We start from the raw sequence: 19,906 nt of genomic DNA, 5'->3' as shown, positions 1-19,906 counted from the left end.
GAGAACGCGTCAAGCCTGCGAAGCCTCAGTGCGTAGGAAAAAGCCGACAAACGGTAGCTTTACCTGTCAGATATGACAGTAGCCAAGCCATTTAACTAAGCGCTTAATTTATTAAAGGAATAGAGAAATAATCCCACGAGCAGGTAAAGGATTTACGATATGGAGCCCAATAAACCTCTGACATTCGATGCGCCAAAAGTAATAGGGGTCGCTGACGATGATTCTGAGGGGCATATTCCACTTGAGTTATTGCTCACGGGTATTGATGTGGTAGTCCCTTTGTGGCCCGAACCAGCGAAGGACCCAGGTGAAAGGGATATTTTGAAAGTCCGCTTTGAACAATTCGGACAACTGCCAGTAAATATTGAAAAAACTTACTTGCCTGCGGATATGAAGCCTGAATTCATTATTCATATCGCCCCGGAATACTTGCAGAATAATGGTGTAGGCGAGTTGTGGTATGAGCTTCGAGACTCGGCTGACAATCCCTCCTTTTCATTTCGTCGAAAACTGACTATTAATCATACACCTGTTCCAAGCGATCTTGAGGAAGCGAATTTTCCTCATGTCAACGATGAGGGTTATCTAAATTGCAGTACAAAACCGCCTTTGTGGGAAGGTGTCACAGTCAAGATTCCGGCGCTCTTGGGATTTAACGTCGGAGATCGCTGTGAGGTGCTCTGGAGAGGTTATTCAAGCCTGAATGGCAGTGGTCCTGAACTTGTTGAAGCTCGAAAGACTGTCATTCGCCCAGCCTTAAGTGACTCAGATATTCAGAATGGTTACTTCGTGGTTATCGAACCTTACGCCATTCATATAAAACCAATGGTGGACAAAGACTCCGCCACCGTTGAATACCGGGTGTATCGCGGTATGAGGCTTGTGGGTATATCAAAGATTGCACTGGTAAAAATAGACAGGGTTATACCAGGCGAAATACTTCCGTGCGGGCCTTGAGTGAGCATGGAAACAAGTGGAGAAGGCGGAGGCGCACGAAGTGGTTGTTCCTGTTTGAAATCGTTGCGCTCTCAATTATAAATGTAGGGAGACGGTTAAAATGAACGCAATAGTTGAACAGGCCATAGTGTCCAGAAGAGCAGCACTTCAAGAAAAATACGCGAGGGCAGGCGATGCACTCGCGGATCCGCCGAAGCCGGTTACTTTCCCGGCACAAACATTGTTACCCGACTTGCGGATACCTGTCGCAGACTTGCTGGCGCCCTTGAAGTACCTCGTTCCCACGCCATTGCTTGAACACGATGATGATATTCTACAACCTCAGATTCGTAAACTAGGAGAAGCTACCTGGATAGATATTGCCCCCGACCAGTTTGTTGAGTTGGGTCCAGTGGCTGATCGAGATTGGGACGTGCCGTTTGAGATTCCGGTAAGCTTCTTGATAGAGGCACTCACGCCTGAGACCCCTACTGAATATGATTTTCGATACATCTATTGGGCCGGAGGAACGAACGATGGTATTTCGGATATCACCCAGTACGCGATTGACCTGACATATCCCTACAAAGTGAAAAGTCCGGCATCGGACCGTACGCCGGGTGCACCAACGTGGCCTGCCGATCTGGGGCCGAGCGTGCCGATTGATGACACTTATCTCGATGGTAAAGATGGGATCATTGTCAAACCAGCCGCCTCCGCAAGTTATCACCCGAGTGATATTTACAGGTTCTACATTGGGCCTGCACCTGATCCGGGTCGTGATGCGCCAGTGTTTGAAGGGCTATTGAATGCTTCAATGGAGGCGTTAATTCTTGCTGACGTATTTAGAAATCTGGAGGAGGGGCTTAATCTGCTTATTTATGTAGCGACAGACTTGCCAGGGAACAAAGGGCGCACATCAAATTCCAGTCAGCGCAATGTGGTCTTTTTGCCTGACCCTGACCCAGCGACCGTTCTACCGCCAGTGCTGCCTTTGGCGAATGGTGAAAATGGCGATAATCTTATCGATCTGGCCGACACTCAATTTGATGCGAGGGGTGTACAAATCGATATTACGGTACCGACGCCCAACGCGGCAGGTGACACAATCGTTGTTTATTGGGGAGGAAAGCCTGTTGGTCCAGAGCAAAGAGTGGGAGTCGAAGCCAAATTAATATTTTTTGCTACTTATGATCTTATAAAAGAGGTCTATGGCAACACCGATGGAATAGTGCCCACAAAAGTTAGCTATAAAATGTTTCGCGGTAATCGTGAGATTGCTACAAGTAATGTTGACATAGATGTGGATATTTCATTCATTGGTCCGGATCCGATTCTTATTGGATTGGATGCTCCCCGGCTGACAACAACGAATGGTAATAATGACCAGATATTGGAAGAGGACTACGAAGACAATGGAATAGAAATCTTTATTGACCTCTTTGCTACTCCTCCTACTGAAGAAGGCTGGTTCATTGCTGTTTTTTATGGTGGTGTTCAGATCGGTCCGCCCATTGCGTTGACAACAGGACAAGAAGACACCACGCTTACTGTGCCTCTGCCTTGGTCGACTGTACTTGCCGAGGGAAGCGGAACCAAGGTTTTGAGTTACATTTTGTACACGCCGACCGGGGTTAATCCAACTGACTCCAGGCCAAAGGATATTTTCGTAGAAGAATTTCCAATCGAAATGCCCCCGCCGGAAGTATTAAAGCTTGCAGGTCCACTTAAACGAATTGGTTGCTCTACATTGAACTTCCCTTCGGAGTTGGACCCGGGTGATGGTACGCCTAGACGAAATCTGCAGGTGCGCGTACCGAAAAACGCATACACAGTTGGCGGTGAAACAATCACTCTGAACTATTTTGCATACTTAACTGATCCCGCAGTTCCAATTACTGATACAGAGGCCGAAGCCACGTACGACATTGTTGGCGATTACCCCGATGAGGGTGTCGTCATTGCTATAGGCGACTACACGGAGGACTTCAGGCCGGCACACAATGCAAATGGCAGGGTCACCTATACAATTTCGCGCGGAGGTGCAGGAGGCACTCCAACGCCTGAATCACTACCTGCTATTCATCGGTTGGATCTGGACAATAGTGAGGGTCAGTTCTGTGAAGAAGTGCATCCTCTTCCATAGATAAAGGCTGGGCTTGTAACAGTGCGACGGGTAGAAACTCTCGTCGTACTGTTGAAATGCATTGATATACGTTTTGAAGAGAAATTCTGAAGGATTTTTCTCTTATTAAATGAGGATAAATCCTACAGAACTTTGTGAAACTCCCAGATAGCCTAGCGACCCTCAAATGGCTGGCCTCGCTCATCTCCGGGAGTGCCAGCGCTCGAGTTTTTTTCAGGTAGGTGTCTACTATGCGAGGCAAATTTTTATTTTTTTCCAGGAATGCGTCCAGGTGTACATTGCTGTGCCCCTCGCTACTGGCATGCTTCACTTCATTTGCAACCGCGGCGCCCGTCGTTGGAGGAAATGTAACTATTAATGGCGGGACACCGGAAAGCTGGGACCTTAGCCAGAATGCGACGCTGACAGTCAATGGCGCGCAGACGCTCAGTATCACCTCCAACAGTTCGACACTCAATGTAAACACCGGTGGCACGACTCAGCAGATTTCGGCCAGCAATGGTTCGAGCGTCAATCTGAGCGGGGCGACTGTTTCAGGCATCGGTGGCCTTGCAGCTGTCTTGCTGAGCAACAGTGACGCCACTATTGATAACAGCACCATTACCGGTAATCGCGTAGGACTGCAGGCCGTTCGTAATATTGCTACTCAGACCGGCTCCAGGGTTACCGTGACCGACAGCACCATTAGCGGTGTCTCGGGTGGCGCCTTGGTCAGTGCCTACAGCTCCCTGGACGTTACCGACTCAACCATTCAAGGCACCGGTGCCACGAGTTACGGGCTTCGGTTGCGCAGTGGCCAGGCCGCGGCCAGGAGCAGCACGATCGTTGGCGGGCAAAACGGTGTACTCATCGATCTTGACCCGAATGACGTTCAACCCGCCGTATTGGCCATTGAAAACACCACCGTTCAGGGTAATACCGGTTCGGCGATCCTGGTTGACTTTGCCAACGCCGCGACTTCGACGGCAACCATTTCGCTGAACAATTCTCGCTTGCTGGCAGGCAACGATACGCTGCTGGATGTGAAAGGCGGTGCCAATACCACCATGACCGTTAATGGCAGTACGTTGACCGGCAACATCGTTACCGAGCAAGGCAGTTCCACCCAACTGATCCTGGAGAACGATTCAGTCTTGACCGGCCGCCTGGAAAATGTGGCCAGCGCCACCATCAATGACAGTTCCAGATGGGTTCTGGTGGATAACAGCAACGTTGGCACGCTCACTCTCAACAATGGCGGCTCGGTGATATTTGGTGCTGACAATGCCTTCTATCAATTGAACGTGACCAATTTGTCGGGTAATGGCAGGTTTGTGATGGGCACAAATCTCTCTACGGGCGAGACCGATTTGCTGAACGTCACGGGGACCGCCACTGGTCGTCATGAATTGTTTATTACGAGCAGTGGTGTTGATCCCGCCGGCCCGATTCGCGTGGTTCAGACAGGGGGAGGAGATGCGCAATTCTTCCTGGGTAAAGCGGTCGATCTTGGGACCTATTCCTACGGGCTGGAAAAAAGTGGCAACGACTGGATACTTGATCCGAGCACTCGCACGGTCAGTCCGGGCGCACGTTCGGTGCTTGCACTCTTCAATACGGCATCGACTGTATGGTTAGGCGAGTTGACCTCGTTGCGCACCCGTATGGGAGAGTTGCGTTTCAATGGCGGTAAAGCGGGTGCTTGGGGCCGCACATACGCTAACAAGTACAACATCGCCGATGGCTCGGGTGTCGGTTACCAGCAAACCCAACGAGGTTTCACCTTGGGTGCAGATGCGCCGTTGCCTGTCGGAGACGGCCAATGGCTAATAGGTGTGATGGGCGGTCACAGCAAATCCGACCTTGACCTGAACGCTGGTACCTCAGGGCGTGTGGACAGTTACTACCTGGGCACTTACGCCACCTGGCTCGATCCCCAAAACGGTTATTATTTCGACGGTGTGTTGAAGGCCAACCGTTTTCGCAATGAAGCGAAAGTCGGTTTGAGCGATGGAGCCCGGGCCAAGGGCGACTATGACAACTCAGGCCTTGGAGGTTCCATTGAGTTCGGACGCCATATCAGCTTCGCCAATGGCAACTTCCTTGAACCTTTCACTCAATGGTCCGCGGTGGTCATTCAGGGCAAGGACTTTTCCCTGGACAACGATTTGCAAGCTGAAGGGGATCGCACGCGTTCCTTTATCGGTAAGGTGGGGGCTACCGCAGGGCGGAATATCCCGCTCGAACAGGGACGTGTGATACAGCCATACCTGCGGGCCGCTTGGGCTCACGAGTTCGCGAAGAGCAATGAAGTTCAGGTCAACAACAATGTCTTTAATAATGATCTGTCCGGTTCTCGGGTTGAGTTGGGTACTGGGGTTGCCGTCGCCATGACGAAAAAACTCCATATACACGCCGACTTCGACTACAGCAGCGGTCGAAATTTTGAACAGCCTTTTGGGGTCAACCTTGGCGTTCGTTACGAGTGGTAAATACTCCTGCTAAGTAATGTAAAAAGGAAGCTCGCGCTTCCTTTTTTACTATGACTGTTTTATCAATCGGTTATGCAATTACCGAGCGGCGCGCAAACGGCTGGAGGGTGCACTATTTTTTTTCCTAACCAAAAATGTCACATCAATCGTTAATGCTTTAGGTTCGTCATTGTCGTGGTTTTCAACAACAGCACTTTTCAACGTTCCGGAAAAAACCTCGGTGACGGCATTATATTGCCACTCGGCCGTTCCCCCGCTTTGGGTGTAAATAACAGGGTTGGCGGGATCACTATTGTCAGCGAAGGTAAGCCGGACAGTATGCGCTTGCGGCGTCAAATCGTAGGTGCCATTGCTTAACCCCTTTGAAAAGGAAAGTGTGATTTCTTTCGTCGTAAAATTCGGTTCTCCAGAGCGTTGCCGCGCAAACATAACGTAAGCGGCGTTATGGAGTGGTGGAAAGACCTTCTCCTCGAACTCCACCAGACCTGCGTTATACGCTTCCGTGGTGTTGATCGTCCCGATGCAGGTGCCGACGTTCACTGATGGTCTGAATTTTTGCGTGATCATGTTCATCAATACGGTCTCCATAGTCATGACAAGATATCCCGCTATTAAAGACAACTTCCGGGATGACGTATCAAAGCGCTAAGGGGGCTGCCCTGTAAACTCACAGACTTGCTAGTTTACAAAACCTCACTAGTGTGACTTTTATCCGGGGCTGCGGTGACGCCGATCAGATAGCTGAAATGCGCGTACCGGGCCTCGATGCCTATGTCGGCGTCCCGGGCCAGATCGATCCAGATGTGATTGGGCATGGGAATCTGCGAGGAGGAAGAGTAAGGGGCAGATTAGCGTATGGTAGGGGGAGAGTGTCTGGAAGGTTTATGCGGGGAAGGGCAAAACCGCCGGCCTGGGGCTGACGGTTTATTGAGGCGGTGGGCATCAGAATTTGGGGACGTTGTCTTCAATATGGAACTCGCCGTTTACCAGAATATCCTTCCCTTCCTCGTTAAAATACGCAATCAACGTACCTTCGGCATGGCCTGTTCCGGGCAGCGATTTGAACGAGAGGCTACCCTTGATGGCTTGAAAGAACCCGCCGTGGTCTGGCCTGAAGTAAGTGACCCAAACGTCATTGTTGTCCTTTAACTGGTGCTCTTTCCCCTCCACGTTTGTTTTGATAAATAGCGCAATATGGGATTGGGTCGGTGGGATGGCATCGTCGATGCTCATGCGGCCGACGATCTCCCAGTAACCGACTGGATCAAAGGGGATCTCTTTATATTCAATGCTCACTACGTCGGCATTGAAGGGGCCCCACTCCTGGCTGGCGGCCTGGAACGTTCCGCTACCGGTGAGCGTGCCATTGTACTTGACGCCGTCGGTGATCCCCGTCAGATCGAACTCACCGGCACTGACCTCAATCGCTGGGGAGCCAGCCCTGGACTCGAACTGAAAATCACCTTCCATTTGGGCCGTTTTCCAGTTGTAACTCATTCTGAGTTGGCCGGACGCTGACCCCCATTGGTTTCCGCCTTCAGGCGAAAATTGTTCGTAGTTTGCCCGGGCTTGAGTTATCAAATCCGGGTTCATCACGAGTGACAAGTCAAACTTCGATCCATCATCGGGAATGCTGGCGGGTAAATACATCGAAATGTATCGCCAATTACCATCGGGCAGGTCCATACGTGCCTTGACATAAAACCGCTCAGGATACTTCACGATGGCGAAGTCACTCGATCCTTCGAAATGTTCGTCGAAGTAGCCAATGCTGGCCGACAGGGTGCCGGTTGTCTGGTAGGGAATTTGGTTGTCCATCACTCTGTGCTCCTTGGCCCTTGAGCCGTTTGGTAATCCACTAAGTACCAGTGGAAAACCACAGCGTAAGAGCTATGAGCAACCAGCGTAACTGTCAGAGTTGATAGGGGTAACCGCCGCTTTGAAGTTTGCGCACAATCAGTTTCAGCCAAACAACCCTGCCGCAATATTGATCGAAAACCCCAAAATCGCCGTATTGAACACAAACCCGATCAACGACTGCGCCAATACGATTTTGCGCAGATCCCGCGTCGCTACTCCGACGTCGGCCGTCTGCACCGCCACACCAATGGTGAACGAGAAATACAGGAAGTCCCAATAATTAGGGGTTTTCAAATCTTCGGCAAAACGCAGCGCCGGTTCCTTGCCGTTCCAGGTGTAATACAACCGGGCATAGTGCACGCTGAAAATCACCCCGATCAGCAGCCATGAACCGATTACGGTCAGCGCGGTGAAACCGTAGCGCAGCAGTTTGCGGGTGGTTTCCAGGTCTCTGCTGCCGGCGAGTTCGAAAGTGATGGTGCCCAGGCTGGCCAGTGCCGCGATGCACACCAGCAGCAACACCAGACCGGCGTTTTCGTCCTCGACCTCGGCAATGCGTTTGACGTCCGGGGCCTTGGCCCGCATGGTCAGCCAGAGCATCAGTACCAGATAGGTCCAGACGCCGGCGTTCCAGCCGATGAGGATTTTGCCGAGGATCGAATCGGCCGGAGCCAGAATGCCTACCGCGACGCCGAGTGTGGCAGCGGCGGACAGGCGAGGGTGGGTGCGGGCGAGTAGGGGCATGGGAACTCGATGGGCCAGGGTGTGCAAACACCTTAGCCCAGCGTTGTCCGTTGTGACCACAAAGCTGAATCCAATGGGATCAAATGTGGGAGCGGGCTTGCTCGCGAAGGCGGCGTGTCAGTCAACATCAATGTTGAATGTGACGGCCCTTTCGCGAGCAAGCCCGCTCCCACAGATGATTGGTGTTGTTGGTTAGATGTTCTTGCGTTTGAGCACCAGCTTCATCACCACCACAAAGAACACCGGTACGAACACTACTGCCAGGGTCGCGGTGATCATCCCGCCAATCACCCCGGTGCCGATGGCTTGCTGGCTCGCGGAGCTGGCGCCGGTGGCAATTGCCAGCGGCACCACACCAAGGATGAACGCCAGCGAGGTCATCACGATGGGGCGAAGACGCAGACGTGCGGCCTGCAATGTGGCGTCGATCAGGTCATGGCCTTCGTCGTACAGGCTTTTGGCGAACTCGATGATCAGGATCGCGTTTTTCGCCGAGAGACCGATGATGGTGATCAGCCCGACCTTGAAGAACACATCGTTGGGCATCCCGCGCAAAGTCACCGCCAACACTGCACCGAGTACACCCAGCGGCACCACCAGCAACACCGATGTCGGAATCGACCAACTCTCGTACAGCGCCGCCAGACACAGGAACACGATCAGCAGCGACAGCCCGAGCAGAATCGGTGCCTGGCTGCCGGACAAGCGTTCCTGCAACGACAACCCGGTCCATTCCTGACCCAGCCCGGCCGGGCCTTGCGCCACCAGCCGTTCGATTTCAGCCATGGCTTCGCCGGTGCTGTAACCCGTTGCCGGTTCGCCGGAAATACTGATAGCCGGGTAACCGTTGTAACGGGTCAACTGCGCCGGACCCTGGGTCCAGTTGGCCCGGACGAAGGCCGACAATGGCACCATTTTCCCTGCGTCGTTACGCACGTGAATCTTCAACAGATCGTCGACCTGACTGCGTCGATCACCTTCAGCCTGAACCACCACCCGTTGCATCCTTCCCTGATTGGGGAAGTCGTTGATGTAGGCCGACCCGACCGCCGTGGACAATACGTTGCCAATGTCGGCAAACGAAATGCCCAAGGCGTTGGCTTGCTTGCGGTCCACTTCCAGTTGGACCTGCGGCGCTTCGGCCAGGGCGCTTTCGCGTACGTTCATCAACACCGGGCTCTTCTCGGCGGCGGCCAGCAATTGGCTGCGTGCCTGCATCAGCGTGGCATGACCGAGGCCGCCACGGTCTTGCAGGCGGAACTCGAAACCACTGGAAGTGCCGAGGCCATCGACCGGCGGCGGCAATACCGCAAAGGCCATGGCGTCCTTGATCTGACTGAGGGCGATGTTGGCGCGGTCGGCAATCGAACTCGCCGAATCATCGCTGCCGCGATCCGACCAATCCTTGAGCGTGGTGAACGCCAGCGCGGCGTTCTGCCCGCTGCCGGAGAAGCTGAAGCCGAGAATCACCGTGCTGTCGCCAACGCCCGGTTCAGTGGCGTTGTGCGCTTCGATCTGCTCGACCACCTGCACCGTGCGATTCTTGCTCGCGCCCGGTGGCAGTTGAATGTCGGTAATGGTGTAACCCTGGTCTTCCACCGGCAGGAACGAGGAGGGCAGACGACTGAAGCACAGCCCCAGACCGATCAGCAGCACGCCGTAGATCAACAGGTAACGACCGGTGCGTTTCAGCGCGTAGGCGACCCAACCCTGATAGCGCTCGGTCAGTTGTTCGAAGCGTCGGTTGAACCAGCCGAAGAAGCCGCCCTTGGCGTGATGCTCGCCCTTGGCAATCGGCTTGAGCAGTGTCGCGCACAGCGCCGGGGTCAAGGTCAGGGCGAGGAACGCCGAGAACAGAATCGACGTGGCCATCGACAGTGAGAACTGCCGGTAAATCACCCCGACCGAGCCCTGCATGAACGCCATCGGAATGAACACCGCCACCAGCACCAGGGTGATGCCGATGATCGCCCCGGTGATCTGCTTCATCGCCTTGCGCGTCGCGTCCTTGGGTGACAGGCCCTCGGTGGCCATGATCCGCTCGACGTTCTCCACCACCACAATCGCGTCGTCCACCAGAATGCCGATGGCCAGCACCATGCCGAACATGGTCAGCACGTTGATCGAGAAACCCAGCGCGAGCATGGTCGCGAAAGTGCCCATCAGCGCCACCGGCACCACCAGCGTCGGAATCAGCGTGTAGCGCATGTTCTGCAGGAACAGGAACATCACCGCAAACACCAGTACCATCGCCTCGGCGAGTGTATAGACCACTTTGGTGATCGAGACTTTGACGAAGGGCGAGGTGTCGTACGGAATCTTGTATTCGACGCTGGCCGGGAAATAGCGCGCCAGTTCATCCATCTTCGCCCGCACCAGCGTCGCGGTGCTCAGGGCATTGGCGCCTGGCGACAGTTGCACGCTGACGGCGGTCGACGGTTTGCCGTTCAGGCGGGTGGAAAACTGGTATTCCTGGCTGCCGATCTCTACCCGCGCCACATCGCCGATGCGCACCGTGGAGCCGTCAGGATTGGCCTTGAGCACGATGTCGGCGAACTCTTCAGGCGTCGACAATTGACCTTTGACCAGAATGGTCGCGGTGATTTCCTGCGTGGTGCGAGTCGGTAGGTCGCCGATGCTGCCCGCGGAAACCTGCGCATTCTGCGCGACGATGGCGGCGTTGACATCGGCCGGGGTCAGGTTGAAGCCGATCAGCTTCTGTGGATCGATCCAGATCCGCATCGCCCGTTCGGCACCGTACAACTGGGCCTTGCCGACGCCGTCCAGACGCTTGATCTCATTCATCACGTTGCGCGCGAGGTAATCGCTGAGCGCCACGTCGTCGAGCTTGCCGTCACTGGAGGTGAGAGTGATCAACAGCAGGAAACCTGCGGAGACTTTCTCCACCTGCAAGCCCTGTTGAGTCACCGCTTGCGGCAAGCGCGACTCGACAACCTTTAGACGGTTTTGCACATCGACCTGCGCCATTTCCGGGTCAGTGCCTGGCTGGAACGTCGCGGTGATGGTGGCGCTGCCGAGGCTGCTCTGGGATTCGAAATACAGCAGATGATCGGCGCCGTTGAGCTCTTCCTCGATCAGGCTGACCACGCTTTCGTCCACGGTCTGCGCCGAAGCGCCCGGGTAGGTGGCATAGATTTCGACTTTCGGCGGCGCAACGTTCGGGTACTGCGCCACCGGCAACTGCACAATGGCCAGCGCACCGGCCAGCAGGATGAACAAGGCGATCACCCAAGCGAACACCGGGCGGTCGATAAAGAACTGCGGCATAAAAAAGCGTCCTGCTTACTGACCAGAAACCTGGGCAAGTGGAAGAGGGGTGTCATCTATCTGGACTTTTTCACCGGGGCGCGCATGTTGCAGGCCTTCAGTGACGATGCGGTCGCCGGGCTTGAGACCGTGGGTGACGATCCAGCGATCGTTCTGCACCGTGCCCAGTTCGACCGGTTGCTGGCCAACACGCTGCTCGGCGTCGAGCAGCAGCACTTGGGCGATGCCGGCGCTGTCACGCTGGATGGCCCGTTGCGGCACGCTGATGCCTTGCTGAATGAACGCTTGCTCCAGACGCACACGAACGAAGCTGCCCGGCAGCAAGTCGAGGTCCGGGTTGGGGAACTCGCTGCGCAGAATGATCTGACCAGTGCCCGGGTCGACGGTGATGTCGGTGAACAGCAATTTGCCCGGCAATGGATAGAGGCTGCCGTCGTCCTGAATCAACGTGGCTTTGGCCTGACCTTGGCCCACTTCCTTTAACTTGCCGGAACGGAACGCGCGACGCAGGTCGTTGAGTTCACGGGTCGATTGCGTCAGGTCCGCGTGGATCGGGTTCAACTGCTGAATCAGTGCCAGCGGCGTGGTTTCGTTCTGCCCAACCAGCGCGCCTTCGGTTACCAGCGCTCGGCCGATGCGCCCGGAAATCGGTGCGGTGACGGTGGCGTAACCCAGGTTCAGTTTCGCCCGCTCCACGGCGGCTTTGTTGGCGGCGACATCGGCGGCGGTCTGCCGGGCACTGGCGCGAGCATTGTCGTAATCCTGGCCGCTGATGGCGTTGCCTTCAATCAACTGGGCATAGCGCTGCTCTTGCAGTCTGGCCTGGAACGCATTGGCCTCGGCCTTGCGCAATGCGGCTTCGGCGCTGTCCAGGTCTGCCTTGAACGGCGCCGGGTCGATACGGAACAGAACGTCGCCTTTTTTTACATCGCTGCCTTCACGGAAGGCCTGCTGCAGCACCACGCCGGCCACACGGGCGCGCACTTCGGCGATGCGTGGCGCGACAATCCGCCCGCTCAGTTCGCTGCTGATCGACAGCGGCCGGGCCTGGATAGTTTCGATCCGCACGGTGGCCAGCGGCGCCTGTTCTTCGGCGGTCGAGGACTGGTCACAGGCGCTCAGCGTCAACGCCAGTGCAATCAGGCTGAGCCGGGCAAGCAGATTCTTTGACATGTAAATACCCCAATAATGACCTCCCGTATCCTACGGGGGGGCGGCGAGGCAAGCGGTGAAGCTTTGTAGGCGCTGTGTGAAATTGTGTAAGGGTTTTGCTCGCGCGAGCGTGAGGGCGTATATCCTTGGCGGCTTGATTCCTTTGCGCCTGTCATGCCGCCTTCGCGAGCAAGCCCGCTCCCACACTGGATCTGTGTCGCACTGAAGATCAAATGGGAGCGGGCTTGCTCGCGAAGAGGCCCTGACAGGCGCCACTGCACTTTCTGGAAACACCCCATGCCCAACATCCTCCTGGTCGAAGACGACACCGCGCTCTCCGAACTGATTGCCAGCTACCTGGAACGCAACGGCTATTGCGTCAGCGTGATCAGCCGTGGCGATCATGTGCGCGAACGGGCGCGGGTCAATCCTCCGGACTTGGTGATTCTTGATCTGATGCTGCCGGGGCTCGATGGGTTGCAGGTCTGCCGCTTGCTGCGAGCCGATTCGGCAACTTTGCCGATCCTGATGCTCACCGCCCGCGACGACAGCCACGATCAGGTGCTGGGCCTGGAGATGGGCGCCGACGACTACGTCACCAAACCCTGCGAACCACGGGTGTTGCTGGCCCGGGTGCGCACCTTGCTGCGCCGTAGCAGTCTCAGCGAACCGCTGACCGCCAACGACCGCATTCTCATGGGCAATCTGTGCATCGACCTGTCCGAGCGCACCGTGACCTGGCGCGAACAACTGGTCGAGCTGTCCAGTGGTGAATACAACTTGCTGGTGGTGCTGGCCCGGCATGCCGGCGAAGTGCTCAGCCGCGATCAAATTTTGCAACGCTTGCGCGGTATCGAATTCAACGGCACCGACCGCTCGGTGGACGTGGCCATTTCCAAGCTGCGGCGCAAGTTCGACGACCACGCCGGCGAGGCGCGCAAGATCAAAACCGTATGGGGCAAGGGTTACTTGTTCAGCCGCTCCGAGTGGGAATGCTGAGTCGATGTTCAGAATCCTGTTTCGCCTCTATCTGGTGACCATCGTCTCGTTCAGCGCCGCGATTTATTTGGTGCCGGACTTGGTGATCCAGGTCTTCCATGAGCGTTTTGTCACCTACAACCTCGATTACTCCCGAGGGTTACAAACGCTGATCGTCAAGCAGTTTCGCGCGGTGCCGATTGAGCAGTGGCCGGCATTGGCGGCCGAGATGGACAAGGAATTCCAGCCGTTGCACATCGTGCTGGCCCGCAACGACGACGCCGAATTTACCCTGGATGAACGTGCGCGCTTGCAGCGTGGGGAAAACGTCGTGCGCATCGGCGACTGGGGCTGGCGCACCTTGGCCGTGACGCCGTTGAACGAGCAGATGGTCGTGGAAATGGTCGTGCCGCCGGACCCGACGGACGTCAGCTGGTTGTACTGGAGCATCAACGTACTGATCGGCGCGACCATGCTCGCGTGCCTGTTGCTGTGGTTGCGCCCGCACTGGCGCGACCTGGAACGTCTCAAAGGCACGGCCGAACGCTTCGGCAAGGGCCACTTGAGCGAGCGCACGCAGATTTCCTCCAGCTCCAACATCGGTAGCCTGGCCCACGTGTTCGACACCATGGCTGGCGACATCGAAAACCTGCTCAACCAGCAACGCGATCTGCTCAACGCCGTGTCCCACGAATTGCGCACGCCACTGACGCGGCTGGATTTCGGCCTGGCCCTGGCGCTGTCCGACGACTTGCCGGCCACCAGCCGCGAACGTCTGCAAGGCTTGGTCGCGCACATTCGCGAACTGGATGAGTTGGTGCTGGAACTGCTGTCCTACAGCCGACTGCAAAACCCGGCGCGGCTGCCGGAACAGGTCGACGTGTCGCTGGATGAATTCATCGACAGCATCCTCGGCAGTGTCGACGAAGAACTGGAATCCCCGGAAATCGTCATTGATGTGCTGCTTAACGGCCAGCTCGAACGCTTCTCGCTGGACCCGCGACTGACCGCCCGAGCTATCCAGAACCTGCTGCGCAACGCCATGCGCTATTGCGAAAAACGGATTCAGATCGGTGTGCAGGTGTGCGCCAAGGGCTGTGAGATCTGGGTGGATGATGATGGCATCGGCATTCCAGAGGAGGAGCGGGAGCGGATTTTCGAGCCGTTTTATCGGCTGGATCGTAGTCGGGATCGGGCGACTGGCGGCTTCGGGTTGGGGTTGGCGATCAGCCGCCGGGCGCTGGAAGCACAGGGCGGCACACTTACTGCGCAACCGTCGCCGCTGGGGGGGGCGCGGTTCAGGTTGTGGTTGCCGACCCCCGCCTGAATCTTGCGAAACCCCTGTGGCGAGGGGGCAAGCCCCCTCGCCACAGGGCATTACCAGTCACCGTTCAGCCGAGTATTTCGGTTGATGGAATCAACCCGACCCCAGCCACCTGCATCCGGTCGATTGCTGCCGCCAGCGATCCATCCAGATCAATCGCCCGACACGCATCCACCACCACAAACGCATTGAACCCCGCCGCCCGCGCGTCCAGCGCGGAGAACATCACGCAGAAATCCAGTGCCAGCCCGACCATGTAAACCGTGTCGATGCCGCGCTCTTTAAGGTATCCGGCCAAGCCTGTGGTCGTGGTTCGATCCGCTTCCAGAAACGCCGAATAACTGTCGATGTCCGGATTGCAGCCCTTGCGGATGATCAGTTGTGCGTGGGGCAGGTCCAGTTCCGCGTGGAACTCGGCGCCGGGTGTGGCTCGCACGCAATGCTCAGGCCAAAGTGTCTGCTCGCCGTAAGGCAACTGAATCACGTCATAAGGCTTGCGACCGGGGTGGCTGGAAGCGAATGAGGCGTGGCCAGGCGGGTGCCAGTCCTGGGCGATGATGACCTGTTTGAACTGGCGGCCGAGTCGGTTAATCAAGGGCACGATCAGGTCGCCCTCCGGCACCGGTAATTGACCGCCGGGGATGAAGTCGTTCTGTACGTCGATAACCAGCAAGGCTGCTCGTGAAGAAATTGGCATGGGTGGGGGTCCTCCTTGGAAAGTCAGGGGCAAGCATAGTGACAACTTTGCTCGTGCGCTAAGTCGGTTTCATGAAGTGGCTGCGTTTGTGGTAGTGAAAGGCAGTTGGATCGGAGGTGCGGCCTTCGCGAGCAAGCCCGCTCCCACATTGAATCCGGGGCGCTCCCAATCCTCCTGTGGGAGCGGGCTTGCTCGCGAAGGGGCCGGCCCAAACACTAAAGATCCATAAGCCAGTCCCGCATTTGGCCGAACCGCTGCCTTACTGCCGGCACTGATGCCTTGTTATAGTTCGGGCCTCATATTCTGCCCGGTAAAGGATCACTGCCATGTCTCAATACACCGCCTTCAGCGTCGAACTGGCCGATAACATCGCCCATGTGCAGATCAACCGTCCAGAAAAGATCAATTCGATGAACGCCGCGTTCTGGAGCGAGATCATCGAGATTTTCCAGTGGATCGATGACACCGATGAAGTGCGGGTGGTGGTAATCAGCGGTGCCGGCAAGCACTTTTCTTCCGGCATCGACCTGATGATGCTGGCCGGTGTGGCCAATGAGCTGGGTAAGGATGTCGGCCGCAATGCGCGCCTGCTACGGCGCAAGATCCTTGCACTGCAAGCGTCGTTCAATGCCGTCGACAACTGCCGCAAACCGGTGCTGGCGGCGATTCAGGGTTATTGCCTAGGCGGCGCCATCGACCTGATTTCAGCCTGCGACATGCGTTACGCCGCCGAGGACGCGCAATTTTCCATCAAGGAAATCGACATCGGCATGGCAGCCGATGTGGGCACTTTGCAACGCTTGCCACGGATAATCGGTGACGGCATGCTGCGTGAACTGGCTTACACTGGTCGCACCTTTGGCGCCGACGAAGCGCGCACCATCGGCCTGGTCAATCGCGTCTACAGCGATACCACCAGCCTGCTTGAAGGCGTGATGGGCATAGCCCGTGAAATCGCCGGCAAGTCGCCGATTGCTATCACCGGCACCAAAGAGATGATCAGCTACATGCGTGACCATCGCATCGACGACGGCCTCGAATACGTCGCCACCTGGAACGCCGCCATGCTGCAATCTACCGATCTGCGCGTGGCTATGGCCGCCCATATGAGCAAACAGAAACCCGAATTTCTGGATTGATTAAACATGATTTCACGCTGGACCACTGCAGTACTGGACACCGATCAACCCGGCGGTTGGGCCGTGGCCCGCAGCCCTGAAGGCTTTTTGTTCGATGACAATGGCGCGCTGTTTCCACGGGAATGGCTCAAGCGTCAGGACCTGTCGATTCTCGCCGAGCATGGCATCGGTCACCTGGATGGCGAACCGGTCTACCTGCTGGAGTTGCGCAGTCACAGCGAAGTACCGGGCTGCAACTGGAAAGGCTTGCGAGCGTTCATGCTCGAGGGCGATCACACCGTTTACAAGGTTCTAGGCTATGCCGCGCAAATCGGTACCTGGGCCCGTGAACATCGTTTTTGTGGCAATTGCGGGCAGGTGATGAGCCAGGTGCCGCGTGAGCGGGCGATGTACTGTGAGCCGTGTGATATACGCCACTATCCGCGCATTTCACCGAGCATGATCGTGCTGGTGACCCGTGGCGACGAGGTTCTGCTGGCCCGATCGCCACGTTTTGTCACTGGCGTCTACAGCACGTTGGCGGGGTTTGCCGAGCCGGGGGAGTCGGCCGAGGATTGCCTGATTCGCGAGGTCCGCGAAGAGGTGCAGATCGAGGTCAAGAACATCCAGTACATGGGCAGTCAGTGCTGGCCGTTCCCGCATTCGATGATGCTCGGTTTTCACGCCGAGTACGCCGGGGGCGAGATTGTCTGTCAGGAAGATGAGATCGAAGACGCCCAGTGGTTCAACGTGCACGAGCTGCCGCCATTGCCGGCGTCACGCTCGATTGCACGTTATCTGATCGACGTCTATGTGGCACGGCGCTTAGGCCACGCTGTACCAGTGCTGCCAAGCTAACCGGACGGTCAAGCCGAGCACCACGGTGATGAATACCGGGCGAATGAATTTCGCACCGCCGCTGATGGCGGTGCGCGCGCCGAAGAAGGCGCCGACCATCACCGACAGGCCCATGCTCAGGCCGATGATCCAGTCCACCTGCCCGGAAAATATGAACACCGACAGCGCTGCGATGTTGCTGACGAAGTTCATGCTGCGCGCCACGCCGCTGGCCTTGACCAGGTCGATGGGGTACATCAGCAGGCTGCTGACGGTCCAGAACGCCCCCGTTCCCGGCCCGGCCACGCCGTCGTAGAAACCGAGGCTGAAGCCTTGTGTCGATTGCCATTTTTTCTTGATCGGTGCGTCGCTGTCCAGCGGCGCCTTCGGTGTGCCGCCGAACAACAGATAAAGACCGCAAGCGAAAACGATCACCGGCAGCATCTTGTTCAGCCATTCCGCCGGCAAGTAATGAGCGACCACCGCGCCGGTGAGTGCACCCACCAGTGTGCCGACGATGGCGTGCGTCCATTGCCGAGGATGGAACAGCTTGCGCCGATAGAAAGTGAAACTGGCAGTGGCCGAGCCGAAGGTCGAACTGAGTTTGTTGGTGCCCAGCACCAGATGCGGCGGCAGGCCTGCGGTCAGCAGCGCCGGAGTGGTCAACAGGCCGCCACCGCCGGCGATGGCGTCGATGAAACCGGCAATGAAAGCGACGAGGGCCAGAACGGCCAGGGTAGTGGGGTCAACGCTGAGTTCGAAAGGCATGGAATGGGCTTATTCGGCAGGGCGCAGAAGAGGGCTGCGAGGAAGGCCGGTATCTTACCCATATCCAAACTCTGCGGCGACCGGTCTGGCCCTTTCGCGAGCAAGCCCGCTCCCACATTTAATCGCATTCCCCTGAAGGAACTCGGTCGAATGTGGGAGCGGGCTTGCTCGCGAAGGCGTCAGCCCCGACGACGCATCACTTGCGCTCAGGCCCATTACCAATCTGCCAAACAAACGGCGGTTCAGTCCCGTTGATCGCCCAGTCCCCGACAATCCGCGCCTTGTAGATCACCGGATTGTGCGACGACACGGTCCGCGCATTGCGCCAATGCCGATCCAGCGATTTGCCTTCACGAACATCCGAAGCGCCCAAGGCATTGAACAGCCCCGTGGTCGCGCGCTGGATCAATTCCGAGACCACCACCTGAGCCTTGGCCGACTCAATCTCCGCTGCCACATTCGCCGCACGCTCCAGCGCTTTATCCCCGGAGAACCGCGCCAGATAAGCCCGCTGCGCCGGTTGCGCAGCCTTCAAGGCACTGGCTTCGGCGGCATACACCCACGCCGCCACTTCACCAACCACCTGCTGCACTTGCGAATCTTCGCTGACCCGCTGTGCATTGCCGTGGCTATAGATGCGTTTACGCTCGCGCACCTGATGCGCCACATCACGCAATGCGGCGCGGCCAATTCCGGCCAGGGTCGCCAACAGCACCAATTGATAAAACGCCGTCTGGTATTTGAAGCGGGTGGCGAAGTCGATGATGTTCTCGGCGTCCACTTCGGCATCGATAAATCGCGAGGTGCCGCTGCCCGTGGTGCGCTGGCCGAAACCGTCCCAGTCATCGCTCTGCACAATTCCCGATTGGCGTGTGCGGACGGCAGCAATCACGTCGCCGCCGGTATCGCTGCGTTGGGCATAGACGTCGATCCAGTCAGAGAAAATGCTGCCGGTGCTGTAGAACTTCTCGCCGTTGAGCCGCCACTGATCGCCGTCGGGCGAAACCTTGGTGATCACATCACCGATCGCCACGCTGCCGATTTCGGTCCAGGCGCAACCGACGATGTCGCCCTCCACGAAGCGTTTGAACCAGACATCCCTAGCCGGTCCCGGCGCTGCGTTCAAACGATCCTCGGCAAAGGCGAAATGCCCGCGCAGGGCCTGGGGCACGTTGGAATCGGCTTCGGCCAGTTCGATCAGCAATTCGAACAACTGCGGCAGGGACGCGCCGCCACCGCCGTATTCAACCGGCACCCGAACCGCGCCGAAGCCAGCGTCCTTGAGCCATTGAATCGGTTCGTAAGGCAGGCTGCGGGTTTGTTCGCGCTCAACGGCACCGGCGGCGATGCGTTGGAAGATCGGCCGAAAACGTGCGGCCAGCGCTTCATAATCCGTGCCGGTAGATAGCGGGTTGATTACTTGATGTTCGGTCATGGGACAGCTCCTTGGGACGACAGTGAATACCGTGGGGGATTGCACGGTCCATGCCGAAGCTCGCAGACCTTGGTTTATTGGATGTTGTGGATTTCGGCGTGGCCTGAATTGTTGCTGTGCCAACAGAGCATCAGCAAATTGCTTCAGGTGTA

The 19,906-nt window shown here is 56.9% G+C and carries 16 protein-coding genes; 7 read left to right on the top strand and 9 right to left on the bottom strand.

Annotated elements, in window-relative coordinates; translation table 11 throughout:
- Positions 1-159: 159 nt before the first annotated feature.
- The 3 genes from KVG95_RS09285 (at position 160) to KVG95_RS09275 (ending at position 5,553) form a co-directional block, all read left to right on the top strand.
- Complete coding sequence (locus KVG95_RS09285; protein ID WP_217855885.1) at positions 160-957, top strand: hypothetical protein; 798 nt, start codon at positions 160-162, stop codon at positions 955-957.
- A 100-nt stretch (positions 958-1,057) separates the two neighbouring features.
- A complete protein-coding gene (locus KVG95_RS09280; RefSeq protein ID WP_217855883.1) occupies positions 1,058-3,082 on the top strand; it encodes a hypothetical protein in 2,025 nt (674 codons plus the stop codon).
- Positions 3,083-3,312: 230 nt separating this feature from the next.
- The gene (locus KVG95_RS09275) at positions 3,313-5,553 is read left to right on the top strand and encodes an autotransporter outer membrane beta-barrel domain-containing protein (protein WP_217855881.1); all 2,241 of its coding nucleotides are present in this window, start codon (positions 3,313-3,315) and stop codon (positions 5,551-5,553) included.
- A gap of 78 nt (positions 5,554-5,631) precedes the next feature.
- Here the strand turns inward: KVG95_RS09275 and KVG95_RS09270 are convergent, their stop codons facing one another.
- The 6 genes from KVG95_RS09270 to KVG95_RS09250 all read right to left on the bottom strand — a co-directional run bounded on the left by KVG95_RS09270 (position 5,632) and on the right by KVG95_RS09250 (position 12,618).
- Complete coding sequence (locus tag KVG95_RS09270; RefSeq protein WP_217855879.1) at positions 5,632-6,126, bottom strand: hypothetical protein; 495 nt, start codon at positions 6,124-6,126, stop codon at positions 5,632-5,634.
- Positions 6,127-6,236: 110 nt separating this feature from the next.
- Positions 6,237-6,368 (bottom strand): hypothetical protein, encoded by a 132-nt coding sequence (locus KVG95_RS30020; RefSeq protein ID WP_264082250.1) that lies wholly within the window; start codon positions 6,366-6,368, stop codon positions 6,237-6,239.
- A 127-nt stretch (positions 6,369-6,495) separates the two neighbouring features.
- Positions 6,496-7,371 (bottom strand): hypothetical protein, encoded by an 876-nt coding sequence (locus KVG95_RS09265; RefSeq protein WP_217855877.1) that lies wholly within the window; start codon positions 7,369-7,371, stop codon positions 6,496-6,498.
- Between the two features lie 144 nt (positions 7,372-7,515).
- Complete coding sequence (locus KVG95_RS09260; protein WP_052964679.1) at positions 7,516-8,157, bottom strand: DUF1345 domain-containing protein; 642 nt, start codon at positions 8,155-8,157, stop codon at positions 7,516-7,518.
- A 192-nt stretch (positions 8,158-8,349) separates the two neighbouring features.
- Positions 8,350-11,445: a multidrug efflux RND transporter permease subunit gene (locus tag KVG95_RS09255; RefSeq protein ID WP_217855875.1), complete on the bottom strand. Its 3,096-nt coding sequence runs from the start codon at positions 11,443-11,445 to the stop codon at positions 8,350-8,352.
- A gap of 15 nt (positions 11,446-11,460) precedes the next feature.
- Positions 11,461-12,618 (bottom strand): efflux RND transporter periplasmic adaptor subunit, encoded by a 1,158-nt coding sequence (locus tag KVG95_RS09250; RefSeq protein ID WP_217855873.1) that lies wholly within the window; start codon positions 12,616-12,618, stop codon positions 11,461-11,463.
- 276 nt (positions 12,619-12,894) lie between these two features.
- Here KVG95_RS09250 and KVG95_RS09245 point away from each other — a divergent pair, with 276 nt between their 5' ends.
- A complete protein-coding gene (locus KVG95_RS09245; protein WP_052964682.1) occupies positions 12,895-13,596 on the top strand; it encodes a response regulator in 702 nt (233 codons plus the stop codon).
- Between the two features lie 4 nt (positions 13,597-13,600).
- Positions 13,601-14,902 (top strand): ATP-binding protein, encoded by a 1,302-nt coding sequence (locus KVG95_RS09240; RefSeq protein ID WP_217855870.1) that lies wholly within the window; start codon positions 13,601-13,603, stop codon positions 14,900-14,902.
- 64 nt (positions 14,903-14,966) lie between these two features.
- Here the strand turns inward: KVG95_RS09240 and pncA are convergent, their stop codons facing one another.
- Positions 14,967-15,596, bottom strand: a complete 630-nt coding sequence (pncA, locus tag KVG95_RS09235; RefSeq protein WP_123722664.1) for a bifunctional nicotinamidase/pyrazinamidase — start codon at positions 15,594-15,596, stop codon at positions 14,967-14,969.
- Positions 15,597-15,922: 326 nt separating this feature from the next.
- Here pncA and KVG95_RS09230 point away from each other — a divergent pair, with 326 nt between their 5' ends.
- Both KVG95_RS09230 and nudC read left to right on the top strand, forming a co-directional pair.
- Positions 15,923-16,735, top strand: a complete 813-nt coding sequence (locus tag KVG95_RS09230; protein WP_217855868.1) for a crotonase/enoyl-CoA hydratase family protein — start codon at positions 15,923-15,925, stop codon at positions 16,733-16,735.
- A gap of 6 nt (positions 16,736-16,741) precedes the next feature.
- Positions 16,742-17,572 carry an NAD(+) diphosphatase gene (gene nudC / locus KVG95_RS09225; protein ID WP_217855865.1) on the top strand — a complete coding sequence of 277 codons (831 nt, stop codon included), beginning with the start codon at positions 16,742-16,744 and terminating at the stop codon, positions 17,570-17,572.
- Here nudC and KVG95_RS09220 read toward each other — a convergent pair.
- The gene (locus KVG95_RS09220) at positions 17,540-18,319 is read right to left on the bottom strand and encodes a TSUP family transporter (protein ID WP_217855863.1); all 780 of its coding nucleotides are present in this window, start codon (positions 18,317-18,319) and stop codon (positions 17,540-17,542) included. The two genes, nudC and KVG95_RS09220, sit on opposite strands and share 33 nt — an antisense overlap.
- Positions 18,320-18,515: 196 nt before the next feature.
- Positions 18,516-19,754: an acyl-CoA dehydrogenase family protein gene (locus KVG95_RS09215; protein ID WP_217855860.1), complete on the bottom strand. Its 1,239-nt coding sequence runs from the start codon at positions 19,752-19,754 to the stop codon at positions 18,516-18,518.
- Between the last annotated feature and the right edge of the window lie 152 nt (positions 19,755-19,906).

Source organism: Pseudomonas farris, assembly GCF_019145235.1.
Lineage (GTDB): Bacteria > Pseudomonadota > Gammaproteobacteria > Pseudomonadales > Pseudomonadaceae > Aquipseudomonas > Aquipseudomonas farris.
Note: the sequence above shows the minus strand (reverse complement) of the source record. Positions and strands in the feature narration are given on the sequence as shown.

Bases quoted from the DNA above. Each gene is read 5' to 3' on its own strand.
- KVG95_RS09285 (WP_217855885.1), top strand. From the start codon at position 160: ATGGAGCCCAATAAACCTCTGACATTCGATGCGCCAAAAGTAATAGGG.
- KVG95_RS09280 (WP_217855883.1), top strand. From the start codon at position 1,058: ATGAACGCAATAGTTGAACAGGCCATAGTGTCCAGAAGAGCAGCACTT.
- KVG95_RS09275 (WP_217855881.1), top strand. From the start codon at position 3,313: ATGCGAGGCAAATTTTTATTTTTTTCCAGGAATGCGTCCAGGTGTACA.
- KVG95_RS09270 (WP_217855879.1), bottom strand. From the start codon at position 6,126: ATGAACATGATCACGCAAAAATTCAGACCATCAGTGAACGTCGGCACC.
- KVG95_RS30020 (WP_264082250.1), bottom strand. From the start codon at position 6,368: ATGCCCAATCACATCTGGATCGATCTGGCCCGGGACGCCGACATAGGC.
- KVG95_RS09265 (WP_217855877.1), bottom strand. From the start codon at position 7,371: ATGGACAACCAAATTCCCTACCAGACAACCGGCACCCTGTCGGCCAGC.
- KVG95_RS09260 (WP_052964679.1), bottom strand. From the start codon at position 8,157: ATGCCCCTACTCGCCCGCACCCACCCTCGCCTGTCCGCCGCTGCCACA.
- KVG95_RS09255 (WP_217855875.1), bottom strand. From the start codon at position 11,445: ATGCCGCAGTTCTTTATCGACCGCCCGGTGTTCGCTTGGGTGATCGCC.
- KVG95_RS09250 (WP_217855873.1), bottom strand. From the start codon at position 12,618: ATGTCAAAGAATCTGCTTGCCCGGCTCAGCCTGATTGCACTGGCGTTG.
- KVG95_RS09245 (WP_052964682.1), top strand. From the start codon at position 12,895: ATGCCCAACATCCTCCTGGTCGAAGACGACACCGCGCTCTCCGAACTG.
- KVG95_RS09240 (WP_217855870.1), top strand. From the start codon at position 13,601: ATGTTCAGAATCCTGTTTCGCCTCTATCTGGTGACCATCGTCTCGTTC.
- pncA (WP_123722664.1), bottom strand. From the start codon at position 15,596: ATGCCAATTTCTTCACGAGCAGCCTTGCTGGTTATCGACGTACAGAAC.
- KVG95_RS09230 (WP_217855868.1), top strand. From the start codon at position 15,923: ATGTCTCAATACACCGCCTTCAGCGTCGAACTGGCCGATAACATCGCC.
- nudC (WP_217855865.1), top strand. From the start codon at position 16,742: ATGATTTCACGCTGGACCACTGCAGTACTGGACACCGATCAACCCGGC.
- KVG95_RS09220 (WP_217855863.1), bottom strand. From the start codon at position 18,319: ATGCCTTTCGAACTCAGCGTTGACCCCACTACCCTGGCCGTTCTGGCC.
- KVG95_RS09215 (WP_217855860.1), bottom strand. From the start codon at position 19,754: ATGACCGAACATCAAGTAATCAACCCGCTATCTACCGGCACGGATTAT.